Below are 17,584 nucleotides of genomic sequence, written 5' to 3' on the forward strand. Positions count from 1 at the left end.
CCCTGCGTTTTTCATAAAGCCCGCGCGATGGAACATTGTCCGGCTCGGTTCCAACACAGGCTTCGCCGCAACCTTTGCTCGCGGCCGAGCGCGAACATCGCGTCGAGCATCTTTCGCGCGATGCCATGGCGCTGGTAGGCGGGTGAGACGCCGACCTCGTCGACGTAGAGTTCGCTGACCTTGTCCAGGTGGCGGTGGATGACGGCAGCACACTGGCCGACGACGACGCCATCGGCCAGTGCCACAATCATCATATGACCTGAGGAGGCGAGGTAGGCGGACAGTCTGTCGGCCCGTACCAGTTCGTCGAACACGTCTTCGGCGATGCGCTTCACAAGGGCGTCATGGCCTGGATATAGTCTTCTGAATTCCACGCTCATTGTGTAAAATCTCCCAAGCTGGCTTACAAACTTTGACGTTTACGTAAATCCCGATCTTTCTAACCGATTGAAATCATTCACTCGAAAATAATCGATTGAATATATTTTCCACCGGGGCTACTGGATGCGGCGAAATCTCGCTGAGATCATAGCATTCCGGCCTCTTCCTCGACGCCGTCAACAGATCGCCAGGGATTTGGGCGTCGTCACAGACAAAGGGAAAATTTCCTCACATGGCACGCAACAAGATAGCGCTCATCGGCTCCGGCATGATCGGCGGCACGCTCGCTCACATGATCGGCCTCAAGGACCTCGGCGACGTGGTGCTGTTCGATATTGCCGAGGGCATCCCGCAAGGCAAGGGGCTCGATATCGCGCAGTCGTCGCCGGTCGACGGTTTTGACTCCCGGCTGACCGGCGTCAATGATTATGCCGGGATCGAGGGCGCCGATGTCTGCATTGTCACTGCCGGCGTGCCGCGCAAGCCGGGTATGAGCCGCGACGATCTGCTGGGCATCAACCTCAAGGTCATGGAACAGGTCGGCGCCGGGCTGAAGAAATATGCGCCGAAGGCTTTCGTCATCTGCATCACCAACCCACTCGACGCCATGGTCTGGGCGCTGCAGAAGTTTTCCGGCCTGCCCAAGACCCATGTCGTCGGCATGGCCGGCGTGCTCGACAGCGCGCGCTTCCGCTATTTCCTGGCCGAGGAGTTCAAGGTCTCGGTCGAGGACGTCACCGCCTTCGTGCTCGGCGGCCACGGTGATTCCATGGTGCCGATGATCCGCTACTCCACGGTTTCGGGCATTCCGTTGCCGGACCTCATCAAGATGGGCTGGACCTCGAAGGAAAAGCTCGACCAGATCGTCCAGCGCACCCGCGACGGCGGCGCCGAGATCGTCGGCCTCTTGAAGACCGGCTCGGCCTTCTACGCGCCGGCTGCCTCGGCAATCGCGATGGCCGAATCCTATCTCAAGGACAAGAAGCGCGTGCTGCCTTGTGCGGCGCATCTCTCGGGCCAGTATGGCGTCAAGGGCACCTATGTCGGCGTGCCCGTTGTCATCGGCTCCGGCGGCGTCGAGCGCATCATCGAGATCGACCTCAACAAGGCCGAGCAGAAGATGTTCGACGCTTCGGTGGCGACGGTGCAGGGCCTGACCGAGGCCTGCGTCAAGATCGCCCCGCATCTCGCCTCTAAATAATCCTCCGGAGACCATCCAGATGAACATCCATGAATATCAAGGCAAGGCGCTGCTGAAGAGCTTTGGCGCGCCGGTGGCCGAAGGCGTGCCGGTGTTCAAGGCAAGCGAAGCGGAAGCCGCGGCACAAGCGCTTCCCGGTCCGCTCTATGTGGTGAAGAGCCAAATCCATGCCGGCGGCCGCGGCAAGGGGAAGTTCAAGGAACTGTCGCCCGACGCAAAGGGCGGCGTGCGGCTGGCTAAGTCGGTTGCCGAAGTCGTTGCCAACGCCAATGAGATGCTCGGCCACACGCTGGTGACCAAGCAGACCGGCCCCGCCGGCAAGCAGGTCAACCGCCTCTATATCGAGGACGGCGCCGACATCGATCGCGAGCTTTATCTGTCGATCCTGGTCGACCGCTCGGTCGGCCGCATCGCTTTCGTCGTCTCGACCGAGGGCGGCATGGACATTGAAGGCGTCGCCCACGACACACCGGAAAAGATCATCACCCGCGCCATCGATCCGCTGGCCGGCGTGACGACCATCGACGTCGACATATTGGTGGAAGCGCTGGGCCTCACCGGCGATGCCGCCAAGGATGCCGGCACGCTGTTCCCGATCCTCTACAAGGCCTTTGTCGAGAAGGACATGAGCCTGCTCGAGGTCAACCCGCTGATCGTGATGAAAAACGGCCGCCTGCGCGTGCTGGACGCCAAGGTGTCGTTCGACAACAACGCGCTGTTTCGCCACCCCGAACTGATGGAATTGCGCGACACCACGGAAGAGGACGAGAAGGAGATCGAGGCGTCGAAATACGACCTCGCCTATGTCGCGCTCGACGGCAATATCGGCTGCATGGTCAATGGCGCCGGCCTCGCGATGGCGACGATGGACATCATCAAGCTCTACGGCGCCGAGCCCGCCAACTTCCTCGATGTCGGCGGCGGTGCGTCCAAGGAAAAAGTGACGGCGGCGTTCAAGATCATCACTCGGGATCCGGCGGTCAAAGGCATCTTGATCAACATCTTCGGCGGCATCATGAAGTGCGACATCATTGCCGAGGGCGTGATTGCCGCGGTCAAGGAAGTCGGCCTGGAAGTGCCGCTGGTGGTGCGCCTCGAAGGCACCAATGCCGAACTCGGCAAGAAGATCATCAACGACAGCGGCCTCAACGTGGTGTCGGCGGACGATCTCGACGACGCAGCCAAGAAGATCGTGGCCGCGGTGAAGGGCTGAAGGCGAATGCCTCCGCGCAAGATAAACCTGGTCGAGGCGGCGGATCGAACGATCACCAAGGTCTTCGATCCGCATATCGCCGGCGACGTCAATGACAGCCAGGCGAAGGTCGCCAAGTTCGGCGGGACCTTCGACTGGCACGCGCATGAGCATGAGGACGAAGCCTTCCTCGTCCTGCGGGGCAGGATCGCCATCGATTTCCGTGACGGTCCGGTCGAACTCGGCGAGGGTGATTTCATCGTCGTGCCGAAGGGCGTCGAGCACCGGCCGCGCTCGCTGACCGCCGAGCCGGTGGTGCTGATGTTCGAGCCGGCAACGACGCTCAACACCGGCAACGCCAAGAGCGACCTCACCGTCTCCGACCTGAAGCGGCTCTGACCATGAACGCGTTCTCCTCGCTCTCGGCCGATCACCAGCGCCTGCAGGCACTCGTCGGCGCGTGGCGCGGCGAGGAAGAGGTGGCGGAAACGCAGTGGGCCGATGGCGGACCGGCGACTTCCGACGTGCTGACAGAGCCACAGTTCGGCGGCCTGTTCGTGGTCCAGCGCTATCGCCAGCGCCGCGACGGCACGGTCTCGTTTGGCTCGCACAGCGTGTTCGGCTTCGACCAGCCAAACAGGCTCTTCACCATGCACCAGTTCGACTCCATGGGTTTTGTGCCGGCCACGCCGGCCACAGGAACGTGGAACGGCGATGAGCTGGTCCTGGAGCGGTCGTCGCCGCGTGGCTCAGCGCGCGTGACCTATATTTTCGACAATGCCGATGCCTACCGGATGCGACTGCATTTCAAACCTGCCGGCAGCGACAGCTGGCAAGACATGGTGAGCGGCGTCTACCGGCGCGTTTCGCCTTCCTCGATCAACGGTTTTTAGAAAAGGGCTCCGATGTCCATTCTCATCGACAAGAACACCAAGGTGCTGGTTCAGGGCCTGACCGGCAAGACCGGCACGTTCCACACCGAGCAGGCCTTGGCCTATCACGGCACCAGGATGGTCGGCGGCATCCATCCCAAGAAGGGTGGCGAGACCTGGACCGGCGCCAAGGGCGAAAACCTGCCGATCTTCGGTTCCGTTGCCGAGGGCAAGGAAAAGACCGGCGCCAATGCCTCGGTGGTCTATGTGCCGCCGGCGGGCGCCGCCGAAGCCATCCTCGAAGGCATCGAAGCCGAGATCCCGCTGATCGTCTGCATCACCGAAGGCATTCCGGTGATGGACATGGTTAGGGTCAAGGCGCGGCTCGACCGCTCGACCTCGCGGCTGATCGGCCCGAACTGCCCCGGCGTGCTCACCCCCGACGAATGCAAGATCGGTATCATGCCCGGCAACATCTTCCGCAAGGGCTCGGTCGGCGTTGTTTCGCGCTCGGGAACGCTTACCTATGAGGCAGTGTTCCAGACCACCAATGTCGGCCTCGGCCAGACCACCGCCGTCGGTATCGGCGGCGACCCCGTCAAAGGCACCGAGTTCATCGACATGCTCGAAATGTTCCTCGCCGACGACGAGACCAAGTCGATCATCATGATCGGCGAGATCGGCGGTTCGGCCGAGGAAGACGCCGCGCAGTTCCTCAAGGACGAGGCCAAGCGCGGCCGCAGGAAACCGATGGCCGGCTTCATCGCCGGGCGCACCGCGCCGGCCGGTCGCACCATGGGCCATGCGGGCGCGGTCATATCCGGCGGCAAGGGCGGCGCGGAAGACAAGATCGCGGCGATGGAATCGGCCGGCATTAAAGTATCGCCATCGCCGGCGCGTCTGGGCACGACGCTGGTCGAGGCGATCAAGGCCAAGTGAGTAGCGAGTAGTGAATAGCGAATAGGGAAAAGAGAGTAACGGCGCGACCCGGGAAAAATCCCTACTCGCTATTCGCTACTCACTATTCGCTTTTGAAAAGGAGACGGAGCCAGGCTCCGCGGACAAAAATGGCAAGACAAGATCAGGCCAACGACCAATTTTCGCTCACCTCTTTCCTGTATGGCGGCAATGCCGACTATATCGACGCGCTGTACGCCTCCTATGAGGATGATCCAGAGTCGGTAAACCCCGAATGGCAGGACTTCTTCGCCGGGCTGAAGGACGACGCCGGCGATGTGCGCAAGAACGCCAAGGGCGCTTCCTGGGCAAAGCCGTCCTGGCCGCTGCAAGCCAATGGCGAACTGGTGTCGGCGCTGGACGGCAATTGGGGCATCGTCGAGAAGCATCTGGAAAAGAAGGTCAAGGACAAGGCGGTCACCAATGGCATCGTGCTGTCGGATGCCGACGTGCATCAGGCGACGCGCGATTCGGTGCGCGCCATCATGATGATCCGCGCCTTCCGCATGCGCGGCCATCTGCACGCCAATCTCGACCCGCTCGGCATCGCCAAGCCGCTTGAGGACTATAACGAGCTGTCCCCGGAAAATTACGGTTTCACCGCAGCCGACTACGACCGGCCGATCTTCCTCGACAATGTGCTCGGCCTCGAATTCGGCACCATCCGGCAGATGCTGGAGATCCTGACCCGCACCTATTGCTCGACGCTCGGTGTCGAGTTCATGCACATTTCCGACCCCGAGGAGAAGGCCTGGATCCAGGCGCGCATCGAGGGTGCCGACAAGGAGATTTCCTTCACCGCTACGGGAAAAAAAGCGATCCTGCAGAAGCTGGTCGAGGCCGAAGGCTTCGAGCAGTTCATCGATGTCAAGTACAAGGGTACCAAGCGCTTCGGCCTCGATGGCAGCGAAGGCCTGATCCCGGCGCTGGAGCAGATCATCAAGCGCGGCGGCCAGCTCGGCATGAAGGAGATCGTGCTCGGCATGGCGCATCGCGGCCGGCTGAACGTGCTGTCCCAGGTGATGGCCAAACCGCATCGCGCCATCTTCCACGAATTCAAGGGCGGCTCGGCCGCTCCTGACGAGGTCGAGGGCTCGGGCGACGTCAAGTACCATCTCGGCGCCTCGTCGGACCGCGAATTCGACGGCAACAAGGTGCATCTGTCGCTGACCGCCAATCCTTCGCATCTGGAAATCGTCGATCCGGTTGTGATGGGCAAGGCGCGCGCCAAGCAGGACTATCTGTTCGGCCGCAGCCGCGAGGAGATCGTGCCGCTGGAAGAGCGCGCCAAGGTGCTGCCGCTGCTTCTGCATGGCGACGCCGCCTTTGCTGGCCAGGGCGTAATCGCGGAAATTCTCGGCCTGTCGGGCCTGCGCGGCCACCGCGTCGCCGGCACGCTGCATTTCATCATCAACAACCAGATCGGCTTCACCACCAATCCGCGCTTCTCGCGCTCGTCGCCCTATCCGTCCGACGTCGCCAAGATGATCGAGGCGCCGATCTTCCACGTCAATGGCGACGACCCGGAAGCGGTGGTGCATGCCACCAAGGTGGCGATCGAATTTCGCATGAAGTTCCACAAGCCGGTGGTGGTGGACATGTTCTGCTATCGCCGCTTCGGCCACAATGAGGGCGACGAACCGGCCTTCACGCAGCCGATCATGTACGCCAACATCCGCAACCACAAGACGACGGTGCAGATCTATGGCGACCGGCTGATCGCCGAGGGCCATATCAGCCAGGCCGAACTCGACAAGATGAAGGCCGACTGGCGCGCCCATCTGGAGTCCGAATGGGAAGTCGGCCAGCACTACAAGCCCAACAAGGCCGACTGGCTGGACGGCGCCTGGTCTGGTTTGCGCACCGCCGACAACCAGGACGAACAGCGCCGCGGCAAGACCGCCGTGCCGGTCAAGGTGCTGAAGGACATCGGCAAGAAACTGACCGAGGTGCCGAAAGGTTTCGAGGCGCACAAGACCATCATCCGCTTCCTCGAAAACCGCCGCCAGGCGATCGACTCCGGCGAAGGCATCGACTGGTCGACGGCCGAGGCGCTGGCCTTCGGCGCCATCCTGCTCGACGGCAATCCGATCCGGCTCTCCGGCCAGGATTCAGAACGCGGCACCTTCTCGCAGCGCCATTCCGTGCTCTACGACCAGCGCGACGAGACCCGCTACATCCCGCTCAACAATCTCTCGGCCGCACAGGCCGGCTACGAAGTCATCAACTCGATGCTGTCGGAAGAGGCGGTGCTCGGCTTCGAGTATGGCTACAGCCTGGCCGAGCCTAAGGCGCTGACGCTCTGGGAAGCGCAGTTCGGCGATTTCGCCAACGGCGCCCAGGTGGTGTTCGACCAGTTTATCTCGTCGGGCGAGCGCAAGTGGCTGCGCATGTCGGGCCTGGTCTGCCTGCTGCCGCATGGCTATGAGGGCCAGGGGCCGGAACATTCCTCGGCCCGGCTCGAGCGTTTCCTGCAGCTCTGCGCCGAAGACAATATGCAAGTCGCCAACTGCACCACGCCGGCAAACTACTTCCACATATTGCGCCGGCAACTGAAGCGCGACTTCCGCAAGCCGCTGATCCTGATGACGCCGAAGTCGCTGCTGCGCCACAAGCGGGCAGTGTCGACGCTGCCGGAGATTTCGGGCGAAAGCTCGTTCCACCGGCTGTTGTGGGACGACGCCCAGCTGTTGCAGAACCAGGCGATCAAGCTCACCAAGGATTCCAAAATCCGCCGCGTAGTGCTGTGCTCGGGCAAGGTCTATTACGACCTGTACGAGGAACGCGAGAAGCGCGGCATCAACGACATCTATCTCTTGCGCGTCGAACAGCTCTATCCGTTCCCGGCCAAGGCGCTGATCACCGAACTGTCGCGCTTCCGCAATGCCGAGATGGTGTGGTGCCAGGAGGAACCCAAGAATATGGGCGCCTGGTCGTTCATCGATCCGTATCTGGAATGGGTGCTGGCGCATATCGACGCCAAGCACCAGCGGGTGCGCTATACCGGACGTCCTGCGGCGGCATCGCCGGCGACCGGCTTGATGTCGAAGCATTTGGCGCAGCTCGCCGCCCTGCTCGAAGACGCGCTCGGCGAATAGAACAAACCCGGCGAATAGAACAGACAGAGAAGAAACGGAACAGGCACAATGGCTACCGAAATCCGCGTTCCCACTCTCGGCGAATCCGTCACCGAGGCGACCATAGGCAAGTGGTTCAAGAAGGTCGGCGATGCCATTGCCGTCGACGAGCCGCTGGTCGAGCTCGAAACCGACAAGGTGACGGTGGAGGTGCCTGCCGCCGCCGCCGGCACGCTGGGCGAGATCACCGCCAAGGAAGGCGAGACCGTCGGCGTCGGCGCGTTGCTGGGTTCGATCTCGGCAGGCGTCGCCACGGCCGCCCCGGCGTCCAAGCAGGAGACCAAGCCGCAAGCTGTGTCGCAGGCGTCGAGCCCCGACGCGGCACATACGACCAAGCAGGCCGCGGCCGAGACCGCCAAGATAGCCGGCGATGCCGGGCCGGTCGAGCCGCGCACAATGCCGCCGGCGCCAGCTGCCGCAAAGCTGATCGCCGAGAACAATCTGTCGGTCGACCAGGTTTCTGGCTCGGGCAAGCGCGGCCAGGTGCTGAAGGGCGACGTGCTCGACGCGATTTCCAAGGGCGCGCCGTCGCAGCCGGCCGAAATTCCGAAGGCCGCACCGGCTCCGGTCGCCGTGCGTGCGCCGTCCTCGGGCGACGATGCGTCGCGCGAGGAGCGCGTGCGCATGACCAAGCTGCGCCAGACCATTGCGCGCCGGCTCAAGGAAGCGCAGTCGACCGCCGCCATGCTGACCACCTTCAACGAGGTCGACATGTCGGCGGTGATGGCGCTCAGGACCAAGTACAAGGACATCTTCGAGAAGAAGCACGGCGTGAAGCTCGGCTTCATGGGCTTCTTCACCAAAGCGGTTACGCACGCATTGAAGGAAATCCCCTCGGTCAATGCCGAGATCGACGGCACCGACATCATCTTCAAGAACTATGCCCATATCGGCGTTGCCGTCGGCACCGAAAAGGGTCTCGTCGTGCCAGTGGTGCGCAATGCCGACCAAATGTCGATTGCCGAGATCGAAAAGGATATCGGCCGGCTGGGCATTGCCGCGCGGGACGGCAAGCTGTCGGTCGCCGACATGCAGGGTGGTACGTTCACCATCTCCAATGGCGGCGTTTACGGCTCACTGATGTCGACGCCGATCCTCAATGCGCCGCAGTCGGGCATTCTTGGCATGCACAAGATCCAGGACCGGCCCGTCGTGGTCGGCGGCCAGATCGTGATTCGGCCGATGATGTACCTGGCGCTCAGCTACGATCACCGCATCGTCGACGGCAAGGAAGCGGTGACCTTCCTGGTCCGCGTCAAGGACAGCCTGGAAGATCCGGAACGGCTGGTGCTTGATTTGTGATCGGAGCTGATCCGTCATGAGCGGCTGGCTGGCGCGGTTTGGGTTCAAGCTGGGTCGAGTAGCGGGTAGCGTATTGAGGCGTTCCCGGCCGGCGGCTTCCGCCGCCATCTCTCCGCCGGCGACATCGACTGAATGGGATTCGGCGCCGGCGAGCAGCAATCTCGGTGCCTTCGCTCTCAGCGAAGCCGAAATGGCGGAGCGGAAGATCATCGTCACCGCGATCGGTGAGCTTGAGCTACCGACCGGCGAAATCATCGCTTGCGATCCACTGATTACCGGGCTGGAACGGCCTGTGTTTAGCCGTAAGGTCAGGCCGGGATGCTATCCAGTCACGTTGCTTGAGGCGCAAGGCCGTGTTGCTGCAGCGGTATTGCGGTTTGGCACTGGCTTGCCGGTGCGGTGGGAGTTGGCTGCCTTCGTCCGCGACGTCGGCACATCGTCCTGGAAGTCTGGATTTATTGTCGATGATAATGTTGCTTCGTTCATGGACAAGTCGGTTCTGACGCTGATGTCCGACCAGGAGGAACTCGACAGCTATCTTGCTGACGTTGCATGCTCGTTCGACAAGTTCCGCATGGATAATCCGGTTGATGGAAATCCGCTTAATATAGCCATGTTCGACACTGGCTTCGGTGATGGGAACTATTATTCCTTCTGGGGACTGGATGCGGCCGGCGAGCCGCTGGTCTTGATGACCGATTTCGAGGTGCTCGAAAAAGCCGACGGCCGCGAGAGCAGCCGGAGCAATTCATGACAAACATCGCTTCGCCAATGATCGGATTTATGGCCGGGCTGGCTGTTCTCGCAGCGGGTTACGAGGCGCATGCCGCCTGCCCGCTGGCGCTTGCTGTCTATGGCGATGCCGAAAGCGAGGCCGGCATTGATTTCCGGCCGACGACGGATGCGGTCACCGTCACCAACTCGTTCAAGATGGTGCTCGACAAGGGCATCGTTCTCGACGGCATTGTGATGTGGACCTCCGGTGTTTCGCGACCGCATGGCTCGCTGATGTACAAATGCCCGACCGGCGACGTCACCGGTGACGAGCTTGCCGCCTGCACGGTCTGGCAGGGCGTGGTCTACAGCGCCGACGACAAGGGCAACATTGCGCTGCTGGCGGCCGAAGGCACGGACGCGCCGCAGAGCCTGATCTTCCCCGATTTTGGTCCATCGTTGCAGATGTCGTCTGCCTTTGGCTCCAATGGTTTTTCGAAATTGCCGTGGGATGTGTTTTTGCTGAAAGGTTGCCAGGAATGAGCGCGGCGAAGAAAGTTCTTCTGGTCACCGGCGGCAGCCGCGGCATTGGTGCGGCCACTTGCCGGCTTGCGGCGAAGGCCGGCTACCGCGTCGCGGTCAACTATGCCGCAAACGAGGCCGCGGCCCAGGCGCTGGTCGCCGAGATCGAGGCCGGTGGCGGTGAAGCGATAGCGGTCAAGGGCGATGTCGGCGTCGAGGCTGACATCGTCGCCGTGTTCGAAGCCGTCGATAGCGCCTATGGCCGGCTCGACGCCCTGGTCAACAATGCCGGAATCGTCGACGTCAAGGCGCGTGTCGACGAGATGAGCCTGGCGCGGCTGGAGCGCATGATGCGCATCAATGTCATCGGCTCGTTTCTGTGCGCCCGCGAAGCGGTGCGGCGCATGTCGAGCAAGCATGGCGGCCAGGGCGGCGCCATCGTCAACATCTCGTCGGCTGCGTCGCTACACGGCTCGCCAGGCGAATATGTCGACTATGCCGCGTCCAAGGCGGCGATCGACACCTTCACGCTCGGACTGGCGCGCGAAGTCGCGACCGAAGGCGTGCGGGTCAATGCGATACGGCCAGGCATCATCGACACCGAGATCCACGCTTCGGGCGGCCAGCCGGACCGGGTCGAGCGGTTCCGCGACATGCTGCCGATGAAACGAGCCGGCACGGCGGATGAAGTCGCGCATGCCGTTCTCTATCTTTTGTCGGATGAAGCGTCCTACACGACGGGCGCAATCCTGAATGTAAGCGGCGGCCGCTGAGCCCCAAGCTAAGGGAAACGAACATGGCTTATGATGTCGTTATCATCGGGTCGGGACCGGGCGGCTATGTCTGTGCCATCAAGGCGGCACAACTCGGGCTCAAGGTCGCGGTGGTCGAGAAGAACGCCACTTTCGGCGGCACCTGCCTGAACATCGGCTGCATCCCATCCAAGGCGCTGCTTTATGCCTCGGAGATGTTCGCCGAGGCCGGCCATTCCTTCGATGCGCTGGGTGTCGAGATACCGGCGCCGAAACTCAATCTGAAGAAGATGATGGCGCACAAGGACGCGACCGTTTCGGCCAACGTCAATGGCGTCGCCTTCCTGTTCAAGAAGAACAAGATCGACTCGTTTCGCGGCACCGGGAAGGTGGTCGCGGCCGGCAAGGTGTCGGTGTCGGCTGAGGATGGCAAGGTCGAGGAGATCGAGACGAAAAACATCGTTATCGCCACGGGCTCCGATGTCGCCGGCATTCCCGGCGTCAAGGTCGACATCGACGAGAAGGTGATCCTGTCGTCGACCGGAGCGCTGTCGCTGGAGAAGGTGCCTGGCCATCTGGTGGTGGTCGGCGGCGGCGTCATCGGGCTGGAGCTTGGCTCGGTATGGGCGCGGCTCGGCGCCAAGGTCACCGTGGTTGAATTCCTCGACACCATCCTGGGCGGCATGGACGGCGAGGTTTCCAAGCAGTTCCAACGCCTGCTTTCGAAGCAGGGTTTCGAGTTCAAGCTCGGCGCCAAGGTGACCGGCGTTGCCAAGGCCAAGAAGGGCGCGACCGTCACCTTCGAACCGGTCAAGGGCGGGGCGGCCGAGACCATCGAGGCCGACGCGGTGCTGATCTCGACCGGACGCCGCGCATATTCGGATAGCCTTGGACTGAAGGAAGCCGGCGTCGAGGTCGACGAGCGCGGCCGGGTCAAGATAGACAGCCATCTCAGGACAAACGTCGCCGGCATCTACGCCATCGGCGATGTCATCGCCGGACCGATGCTGGCGCACAAGGCCGAGGATGAAGGCGTGGCGGTGGCCGAGACCATTGCCGGCCAGGCCGGCCATGTGAATTACGACGTCATTCCGAGCGTCGTCTACACCAGCCCGGAAATCGCTTCGGTCGGCAAGACAGAGGAAGAGCTGAGGAAGGCCGGCATCGACTACAAAAGCGGCAAATTCCCGTTCACCGCCAACGGCCGCGCGCGCGCCATGCTGCACACGGACGGCTTCGTGAAGATCCTCGCCGACAAAGCCAGCGACCGCGTGCTCGGCGTCCACATTGTCGGCTTCGGCGCCGGCGAGATGATTCATGAGGCGGCGGTGCTGATGGAATTCGGCGGCTCATCCGAAGACCTCGCCCGCACCTGCCACGCGCATCCGACAATGTCGGAAGCGGTGAAGGAAGCAGCGCTGGCGACGTTCTTCAAGCCGATCCATATTTAAGGAAACGCTGGAGGGACAGCACCCCCCTGTGGCCTGCCGGCCATCTCCCCCTCAAGCGGGGAGATTGGACTTCACCGCCGCGTCGCGAGCTTTCAAGTTTCTCACGTTTCTAACCCGGCGCTGTTCGTGAGACAGCCGATCTCCCCTCTCGAGGGGGAGATGTCCGGCAGGACAGAGGGGGCGGTGAAGAATTGCGACGCTCGCCGATAGGTGCCCCAAACAAAACGGCCCGCTTTTCAGCGGGCCGTTCTTGGCTGGAATCAAGATGCCAGATCAGTTGGCCAGATTACGGGCTCGGCGCCGGAGCGGGCGCGGGTGCCGGGGCTGGCGCAGGAGCCGGTGCGGGCGCAGGGGCTGGTGCGGGAGCCGGTTCGGCGGGCTTCATCGGCTCAGCCGGTGCAGGTGCGGGCGCCGGTGTGCTGGCTGCCGGCGGCTCTGCGGGCGCAGGATGTTCGCCGCTTCTGCCGAAAACATAGTACGCGACAATCGCAAGGATGACGACGACCAGCGCAATCAGCCAGCCGCTGCCACCACCCGACCTGGGCGCTGGATCGTTAGGGTTCGCCATAAAAGTGTCCTCCGTGGATGAAAAGCATCAATCAACACCCCTCAACGCGCAACCGTTGAACGGGTTCATACTAGGCCTTCAAATTGACGAACGCAGGAAAATTCTGATTCGCAACCGCTTGTTGGCCTGTATTTCCCCCGCAAAATCAATCACGAACGAGGTAGAACGAGCTTAGCTGGCCTTTTCCGCCAAAAATAGGGCCAACCGCCTCCGCTTTGCGAATCAGTTGCGCACCGCACAGAGCCGGGCTTACGTGATTCGGTATTCAAGACGGGCGCTGCTCAGTCGACGGCGGTGACGGTATAGCCGGCCTTGCGAAAATCCTCGACCAGGCCTTCGGGGCCGGGAAGATGCATGGCGCCGACGGCCATGAAGGCATTGCCCTTGGCCAGGATCGGTGCGGCATGGTCGGCCATGACCTTGTTGCGGCCGGTGATCATCGTCCGGTCGAATTCGGCGTAACCTGCGTCGTCGTCTTCGTCGGGCGAGATCGAACGCAACAGCGGCCAGAAGGTGCCGGTGTCGCCGCGCTGGTAAAGCACGATCATGGTTTCGTTGATGTCGTTTATCTTGTCGCCGAGCTTCAGGGTCTCGACCAGCCCTTTGATGTGGAACGCAATCGGCAGCGAGGCCATGGCGCGCAGCTGGCTGGCAGCGGTCTCCAACCCTTCCACCGGCTTCCCCAAGGCCTTGGCGTCCTGCGCCAGCTTGACGTCGAGAACCGGTGCGCCGCCTGCCTGACGGGCGACCTCACAGACCGGCAGCGCGACCATGGCCGACAGCAGCCACGGCTTCATCTTGGAGACGCTCGCCGGCGGAATGCCGCGCGCATCGAGCCCTTTGTTCACCACCGCCGCATCCTCCGGCGACAACAGCGACGACAACGTCGTGTTGTCGGTGAACATCATCAGCTCGGGTTCCTTGAGCATGGCCTCCATCATCTTCTGCTTGTCGAGCACGTCGGTGGTCTCGATGATGATGGTGCCGGCAGCGTCATAGGCTTTCCTGGCTGCCGGCGGCAGAGTGGTCACGCGCGGGTCGGTCATGTGCATGGTGCCGAACAGGAAGGATGGCTTTTCGCCTGATTTCTCCAGCTTCCACAACAGGCCCTTGCCGTTCAGCGTCGCTGCTGCTTCCGTCTCGATCCTGGAATAGGTGGCGGGGTCTTCCTTCTGCAGGGCCGACAGCAGATCGGCGCCGGCGCAGGCCGGGGCTTCGGCATGCGCCCTGCCCATGGCAAGCAGCAGCACGATGAGGAAAGACAGGAAAAACAGGGCGTTGAGCGCGACGAGCAGCTTCAGCGACACAAGGGCGGCGCGGTCGGCGATGGCAAGGGCGCGTTTCATGGTGCGGTTCTAGGACTGAAAAGCGGCGAAACGGTTAACCGACGTGGGGAAATTGTCCTGGACTTATACAGTGTCACGCGCGGGGATGGGCGGATTCGTAAATCTCGAGCAGTCTTGCGGTGTCGACGCCGGTATAGACCTGCGTCGTTGACAGGCTGGCGTGGCCGAGCAGTTCCTGGATGGTGCGCAGGTCGCCGCCGCGCCCGAGCAGATGGGTGGCGAAGGAATGGCGCAACGCGTGCGGCGTCGCGGTGTCGGGCAGGTTCAGCGCCGAGCGCAGCCTGGCCATGTCGCGCTGGACGATGGCCGGGTTGAGCGGCCCGCCGCGGGCGCCGCGAAACAGCAGGCCCTTGGGATCGAGATGGTAGGGACACAGTTTTCGGTATTCGGCGATTGCCCTGAGCGCCACCGGCAGCACCGGCACCAGCCGTGTCTTGCCACCCTTGCCGGTGACGCGCAGCACGGTGTCGGCTTCCGATGCCAGGTCGGCGGCGCTGAGGCCCAGCGCTTCGGAAATGCGCAGGCCCGATCCATAAAGCAGCGTCAGCACGGCGGCGTTGCGGGCGGCGATCCAAGGCTCTTCAGCCAGCTGGCAGTCCACCGACACGACATGTTTGGCATCGCTGGCGGTCAGCGGCTTGGGCAGCGATTTCTGCTGGCGCGGCGCGCGCAACGCCGCGGCACCGGCGGCATTGGCGAGACCCCGCCGTTCGAGGAAGCGCAGCAGCGAGCGGATGCCGGCGAGGCCGCGTCCGAGCGTGCGGGCGCCGGCGCCGGCGTTGCGCCGCGCGGCAAGAAAGCCGCGCAGATCGGCCGGGCGGAGAGTGGCGATGTCGGAAAGACCAGGCGAGCCGCCGCAATGCCCTGTGAGGAAATGCAGGAACTGGCGCGTGTCGCGCTCATAGGCTTCGACGGTCGCCGGCGACAGCCGGCGCTCGCGCGCCAGCATCTTCAGCCAGCTTTCGCGCGCTGCCTGGAGGTCGGGTTTTGCCGGGATGAGAAATTCCTGCATGCCGCCATTGTCAGGCAGCCGGGTTAGGAAGCGGTGAAGAACCTGTCATTGAAATGGCCACGAGCGATCATTGAAATGACGCCGGTAGGGCGTTAGAGCAGGGCAAAGGATATCAGCCATGTCGAAGCCCCAGAACCCCGTGCAAATGGCCGTGATCGGCGCCGCCCACGGCATCAAGGGCGAATTGCGGGTGAAGACTTTCACTGGCGAGCCGATGGCGCTGGCCGATTATGGGCCGCTCTATGCCAAGGACGGCCGCGCCTTCCAGATCATCGACATCAGGCCCGCCAACACCGTCGTGGTGGTGCGCTTCAAGGGCATTGCCGACCGCAACGCCGCCGAGGCGCTGGCCGGAACCGAGCTGTTCGTCGACCGCTCGATGCTGCCCGACGATGGCGAGGAGGACGAATTCTACCACGCCGATCTCGTCGGACTTGAAGTCCGCGACGATAAGGGCGCGGTCATCGGCAAGGTGGTGGCGGTGCATAATTTCGGCGGCGGCGACATTCTCGACGTTACCCTCCGCGGGCGCAAAGGCGTGCTGATCCCGTTCACCCAGGCCGCCGTGCCTCAGGTTTCGATCGCCGAAGGTTTTCTCCGCGTCGACCCGGCAGCCGCCGGCCTTGTTGAGGATGAGGATGGCGACGCGCCGCGCGAAGAAGATTTCGACGCGAAGGGCCGACCGCGCGGGCCGCGCGAAGCCGGAGGCAACCGGTGACGTTCAAGGCGTCGGTGCTGACGCTCTATCCCGAGATGTTTCCGGGCGGGCTAGGCCTGTCGCTGGCCGGACGGGCGCTCGAAGTCGGGACATGGTCGCTGGAAGCTATCCAGATCCGCGACTTCGCCAGCGATCGCCATCACACCGTCGACGACACGCCGGCCGGCGGTGGCGCCGGCATGGTGATGCGCGCCGATGTGCTGGCCAAGGCGATCGACCACACGTCGCCGGCGGGCGATCCGCGGCCGCGTTTGCTGATGAGCCCGCGTGGAAAGCCGCTGACGCAGGCGCACGTGCGCGAACTGGCTGGCGGGCCAGGCGCCGTCATCGTTTGCGGCCGGTTCGAGGGCGTCGACCAGCGGCTGATCGAGGCGCGTGGACTGGAAGAGGTCTCCATCGGCGATTTCATCCTGTCGGGCGGCGAGCCGGCGGCGCTCGTACTGCTCGACGCCGTTGTGCGGCTGTTGCCCGGCGTCATGGGCAATGCGGTGTCGGGCGAGGAAGAAAGTTTCGAGAACGGCCTGCTCGAACACCCGCATTACACGCGGCCACAGGAGTTCGAAGGCCGCCCCATCCCCGACGTGCTGGTCTCCGGTAATCACAAGAAGATCGCCGCGTGGCGGCGCGCCGAGTCCGAGAAGCTGACCAGGGAGCGCCGGCCGGATTTGCTCGCCGCTCAGCCCTTGGCAAAATAGTAGACGGCGAGAAACAGGCCGACGGCGATGACGAAGCCGCGCACGGCGTTCTGCGGCACGCGCTTGGCGATCCAGACACCGGCATAGCCGCCGAGCGCGCCGCCGGGGATCATGACAATCGCCTGCGGCCAGGCGACGACGCCGCCGGAGACGAAGACCAGTATGGCAACGGCGGCGATGACAACGGCCAGCATGTTCTTCAGCGCGTTCAGCCGGTGATAGTCGCCGGCTTGCGTCAGGCCGAGCGTCGCCAGCATCATGACGCCCATGCCGGCGCCGAAGAAGCCGCCATAGATGGCGGTAGCGAACTGCGCCAGCGAACCGGCCAGAGAGCCGACCGTGGCTTCATGCCCAGGCTTCGGCGTTGGTTTCAGCCACGGCCCGGCGGCGAACAAGGCGGTTGCGGCCAGCAGCAGCCACGGCACGAGGGCGCGGAACGACGGATTTGAGAGCGCCAGCAGGATGAGCGCACCAGCCAGCGCGCCCAAAGCCGAGATCAGGCAAAGCAGCAGCGCGCCGCGCCAGAAATGCTTGATGTCGGTCCAGTAAGCCAGCGTCGAGGTGATGTAACCGGGAAACTGCGTCACCGAGGACGTGGCGTTGGCGACGATCGGCGGCAGGCCGGCCAGCGTCATGGCGCCGAAGGTTATGAAGGTGCCGCCCCCGGCAACCGCGTTGACGGCGCCTGACAGAAAACCCGCGAGGAAGAGCAGGACTGCGTCGAAAACAGACATTGTGAGGCCGCCGGACAAGTGTGCTGCTCC

Annotated in this window: 17 protein-coding genes; 13 read left to right on the forward strand and 4 right to left on the reverse strand. The window is 63.2% G+C overall.

The genetic code is table 11. The annotated features are described in order from the left end of the window. Positions 1–11: 11 nt before the first annotated feature. On the reverse strand, positions 12–380 hold the full coding sequence (locus NKI61_RS12110; RefSeq protein WP_352839615.1) for a GNAT family N-acetyltransferase: 369 nt from the start codon (positions 378–380) through the stop codon (positions 12–14). Positions 381–613: 233 nt separating this feature from the next. Here NKI61_RS12110 and mdh point away from each other — a divergent pair, with 233 nt between their 5' ends. The 11 genes from mdh (at position 614) to lpdA (ending at position 12,481) form a co-directional block, all read left to right on the forward strand. Beyond that, positions 614–1,582, forward strand: a complete 969-nt coding sequence (gene mdh / locus NKI61_RS12115) for a malate dehydrogenase (RefSeq protein WP_023738006.1) — start codon at positions 614–616, stop codon at positions 1,580–1,582. Positions 1,583–1,601: 19 nt separating this feature from the next. Beyond that, positions 1,602–2,795, forward strand: a complete 1,194-nt coding sequence (sucC, locus tag NKI61_RS12120; protein WP_023687692.1) for an ADP-forming succinate--CoA ligase subunit beta — start codon at positions 1,602–1,604, stop codon at positions 2,793–2,795. Positions 2,796–2,801: 6 nt separating this feature from the next. Further along, positions 2,802–3,173 carry a cupin domain-containing protein gene (locus NKI61_RS12125; protein WP_023738005.1) on the forward strand — a complete coding sequence of 124 codons (372 nt, stop codon included), beginning with the start codon at positions 2,802–2,804 and terminating at the stop codon, positions 3,171–3,173. A gap of 2 nt (positions 3,174–3,175) precedes the next feature. After that, complete coding sequence (locus tag NKI61_RS12130) at positions 3,176–3,667, forward strand: DUF1579 family protein (RefSeq protein ID WP_023738004.1); 492 nt, start codon at positions 3,176–3,178, stop codon at positions 3,665–3,667. Positions 3,668–3,679: 12 nt separating this feature from the next. After that, positions 3,680–4,585, forward strand: a complete 906-nt coding sequence (gene sucD / locus NKI61_RS12135) for a succinate--CoA ligase subunit alpha (protein WP_023738003.1) — start codon at positions 3,680–3,682, stop codon at positions 4,583–4,585. A gap of 128 nt (positions 4,586–4,713) precedes the next feature. Continuing rightward, a complete protein-coding gene (locus NKI61_RS12140) occupies positions 4,714–7,701 on the forward strand; it encodes a 2-oxoglutarate dehydrogenase E1 component (protein ID WP_352839618.1) in 2,988 nt (995 codons plus the stop codon). A gap of 48 nt (positions 7,702–7,749) precedes the next feature. Next, positions 7,750–9,042, forward strand: coding sequence for a 2-oxoglutarate dehydrogenase complex dihydrolipoyllysine-residue succinyltransferase (gene odhB, locus NKI61_RS12145; protein ID WP_023683869.1), 1,293 nt, complete (start codon positions 7,750–7,752; stop codon positions 9,040–9,042). 16 nt (positions 9,043–9,058) lie between these two features. Continuing rightward, on the forward strand, positions 9,059–9,796 hold the full coding sequence (locus NKI61_RS12150) for a DUF4241 domain-containing protein (protein WP_352839620.1): 738 nt from the start codon (positions 9,059–9,061) through the stop codon (positions 9,794–9,796). Next, positions 9,793–10,299 carry a hypothetical protein gene (locus tag NKI61_RS12155; protein ID WP_352839621.1) on the forward strand — a complete coding sequence of 169 codons (507 nt, stop codon included), beginning with the start codon at positions 9,793–9,795 and terminating at the stop codon, positions 10,297–10,299. The genes NKI61_RS12150 and NKI61_RS12155 overlap by 4 nt, the downstream gene beginning before the upstream one ends. Beyond that, on the forward strand, positions 10,296–11,051 hold the full coding sequence (locus NKI61_RS12160) for an SDR family oxidoreductase (RefSeq protein WP_023670532.1): 756 nt from the start codon (positions 10,296–10,298) through the stop codon (positions 11,049–11,051). Before NKI61_RS12155 ends, NKI61_RS12160 begins: the two co-directional genes overlap by 4 nt. A gap of 23 nt (positions 11,052–11,074) precedes the next feature. Beyond that, complete coding sequence (gene lpdA, locus NKI61_RS12165) at positions 11,075–12,481, forward strand: dihydrolipoyl dehydrogenase (protein ID WP_023732889.1); 1,407 nt, start codon at positions 11,075–11,077, stop codon at positions 12,479–12,481. Between the two features lie 849 nt (positions 12,482–13,330). On the opposite strand, the gene NKI61_RS12170 is transcribed toward lpdA, so the two are convergent. Together NKI61_RS12170 and NKI61_RS12175 are read right to left on the reverse strand one after the other, a co-directional pair. After that, positions 13,331–14,395 (reverse strand): TraB/GumN family protein, encoded by a 1,065-nt coding sequence (locus NKI61_RS12170; RefSeq protein ID WP_352839623.1) that lies wholly within the window; start codon positions 14,393–14,395, stop codon positions 13,331–13,333. Positions 14,396–14,468: 73 nt separating this feature from the next. Then, positions 14,469–15,407 (reverse strand): tyrosine recombinase XerC, encoded by a 939-nt coding sequence (locus NKI61_RS12175; RefSeq protein WP_352839625.1) that lies wholly within the window; start codon positions 15,405–15,407, stop codon positions 14,469–14,471. Between the two features lie 118 nt (positions 15,408–15,525). Here NKI61_RS12175 and rimM point away from each other — a divergent pair, with 118 nt between their 5' ends. Next, positions 15,526–16,125, forward strand: coding sequence for a ribosome maturation factor RimM (gene rimM / locus NKI61_RS12180; RefSeq protein WP_352839626.1), 600 nt, complete (start codon positions 15,526–15,528; stop codon positions 16,123–16,125). Continuing rightward, the gene (gene trmD / locus NKI61_RS12185; RefSeq protein ID WP_023726048.1) at positions 16,122–16,820 is read left to right on the forward strand and encodes a tRNA (guanosine(37)-N1)-methyltransferase TrmD; all 699 of its coding nucleotides are present in this window, start codon (positions 16,122–16,124) and stop codon (positions 16,818–16,820) included. The genes rimM and trmD overlap by 4 nt, the downstream gene beginning before the upstream one ends. On the opposite strand, the gene NKI61_RS12190 is transcribed toward trmD, so the two are convergent. Beyond that, positions 16,802–17,554 (reverse strand): sulfite exporter TauE/SafE family protein, encoded by a 753-nt coding sequence (locus NKI61_RS12190; protein ID WP_352839627.1) that lies wholly within the window; start codon positions 17,552–17,554, stop codon positions 16,802–16,804. The two genes, trmD and NKI61_RS12190, sit on opposite strands and share 19 nt — an antisense overlap. Between the last annotated feature and the right edge of the window lie 30 nt (positions 17,555–17,584).

The organism is Mesorhizobium sp. M0514 (assembly GCF_040321145.1).
Taxonomy (GTDB): Bacteria; Pseudomonadota; Alphaproteobacteria; order Rhizobiales; family Rhizobiaceae; genus Mesorhizobium.

What these genes read in the sequence shown, in the direction of transcription:
- NKI61_RS12140 (WP_352839618.1), top strand. Translation starts at nt 4,714, where the DNA reads ATGGCAAGACAAGATCAGGCCAACGACCAATTTTCGCTCACCTCTTTC.
- NKI61_RS12170 (WP_352839623.1), bottom strand. Translation starts at nt 14,395, where the DNA reads ATGAAACGCGCCCTTGCCATCGCCGACCGCGCCGCCCTTGTGTCGCTG.
- NKI61_RS12160 (WP_023670532.1), top strand. Translation starts at nt 10,296, where the DNA reads ATGAGCGCGGCGAAGAAAGTTCTTCTGGTCACCGGCGGCAGCCGCGGC.
- rimM (WP_352839626.1), top strand. Translation starts at nt 15,526, where the DNA reads ATGTCGAAGCCCCAGAACCCCGTGCAAATGGCCGTGATCGGCGCCGCC.
- odhB (WP_023683869.1), top strand. Translation starts at nt 7,750, where the DNA reads ATGGCTACCGAAATCCGCGTTCCCACTCTCGGCGAATCCGTCACCGAG.
- NKI61_RS12190 (WP_352839627.1), bottom strand. Translation starts at nt 17,554, where the DNA reads ATGTCTGTTTTCGACGCAGTCCTGCTCTTCCTCGCGGGTTTTCTGTCA.
- NKI61_RS12125 (WP_023738005.1), top strand. Translation starts at nt 2,802, where the DNA reads ATGCCTCCGCGCAAGATAAACCTGGTCGAGGCGGCGGATCGAACGATC.
- NKI61_RS12130 (WP_023738004.1), top strand. Translation starts at nt 3,176, where the DNA reads ATGAACGCGTTCTCCTCGCTCTCGGCCGATCACCAGCGCCTGCAGGCA.
- lpdA (WP_023732889.1), top strand. Translation starts at nt 11,075, where the DNA reads ATGGCTTATGATGTCGTTATCATCGGGTCGGGACCGGGCGGCTATGTC.
- NKI61_RS12175 (WP_352839625.1), bottom strand. Translation starts at nt 15,407, where the DNA reads ATGCAGGAATTTCTCATCCCGGCAAAACCCGACCTCCAGGCAGCGCGC.
- sucC (WP_023687692.1), top strand. Translation starts at nt 1,602, where the DNA reads ATGAACATCCATGAATATCAAGGCAAGGCGCTGCTGAAGAGCTTTGGC.
- NKI61_RS12110 (WP_352839615.1), bottom strand. Translation starts at nt 380, where the DNA reads ATGAGCGTGGAATTCAGAAGACTATATCCAGGCCATGACGCCCTTGTG.
- NKI61_RS12155 (WP_352839621.1), top strand. Translation starts at nt 9,793, where the DNA reads ATGACAAACATCGCTTCGCCAATGATCGGATTTATGGCCGGGCTGGCT.
- NKI61_RS12150 (WP_352839620.1), top strand. Translation starts at nt 9,059, where the DNA reads ATGAGCGGCTGGCTGGCGCGGTTTGGGTTCAAGCTGGGTCGAGTAGCG.
- mdh (WP_023738006.1), top strand. Translation starts at nt 614, where the DNA reads ATGGCACGCAACAAGATAGCGCTCATCGGCTCCGGCATGATCGGCGGC.
- sucD (WP_023738003.1), top strand. Translation starts at nt 3,680, where the DNA reads ATGTCCATTCTCATCGACAAGAACACCAAGGTGCTGGTTCAGGGCCTG.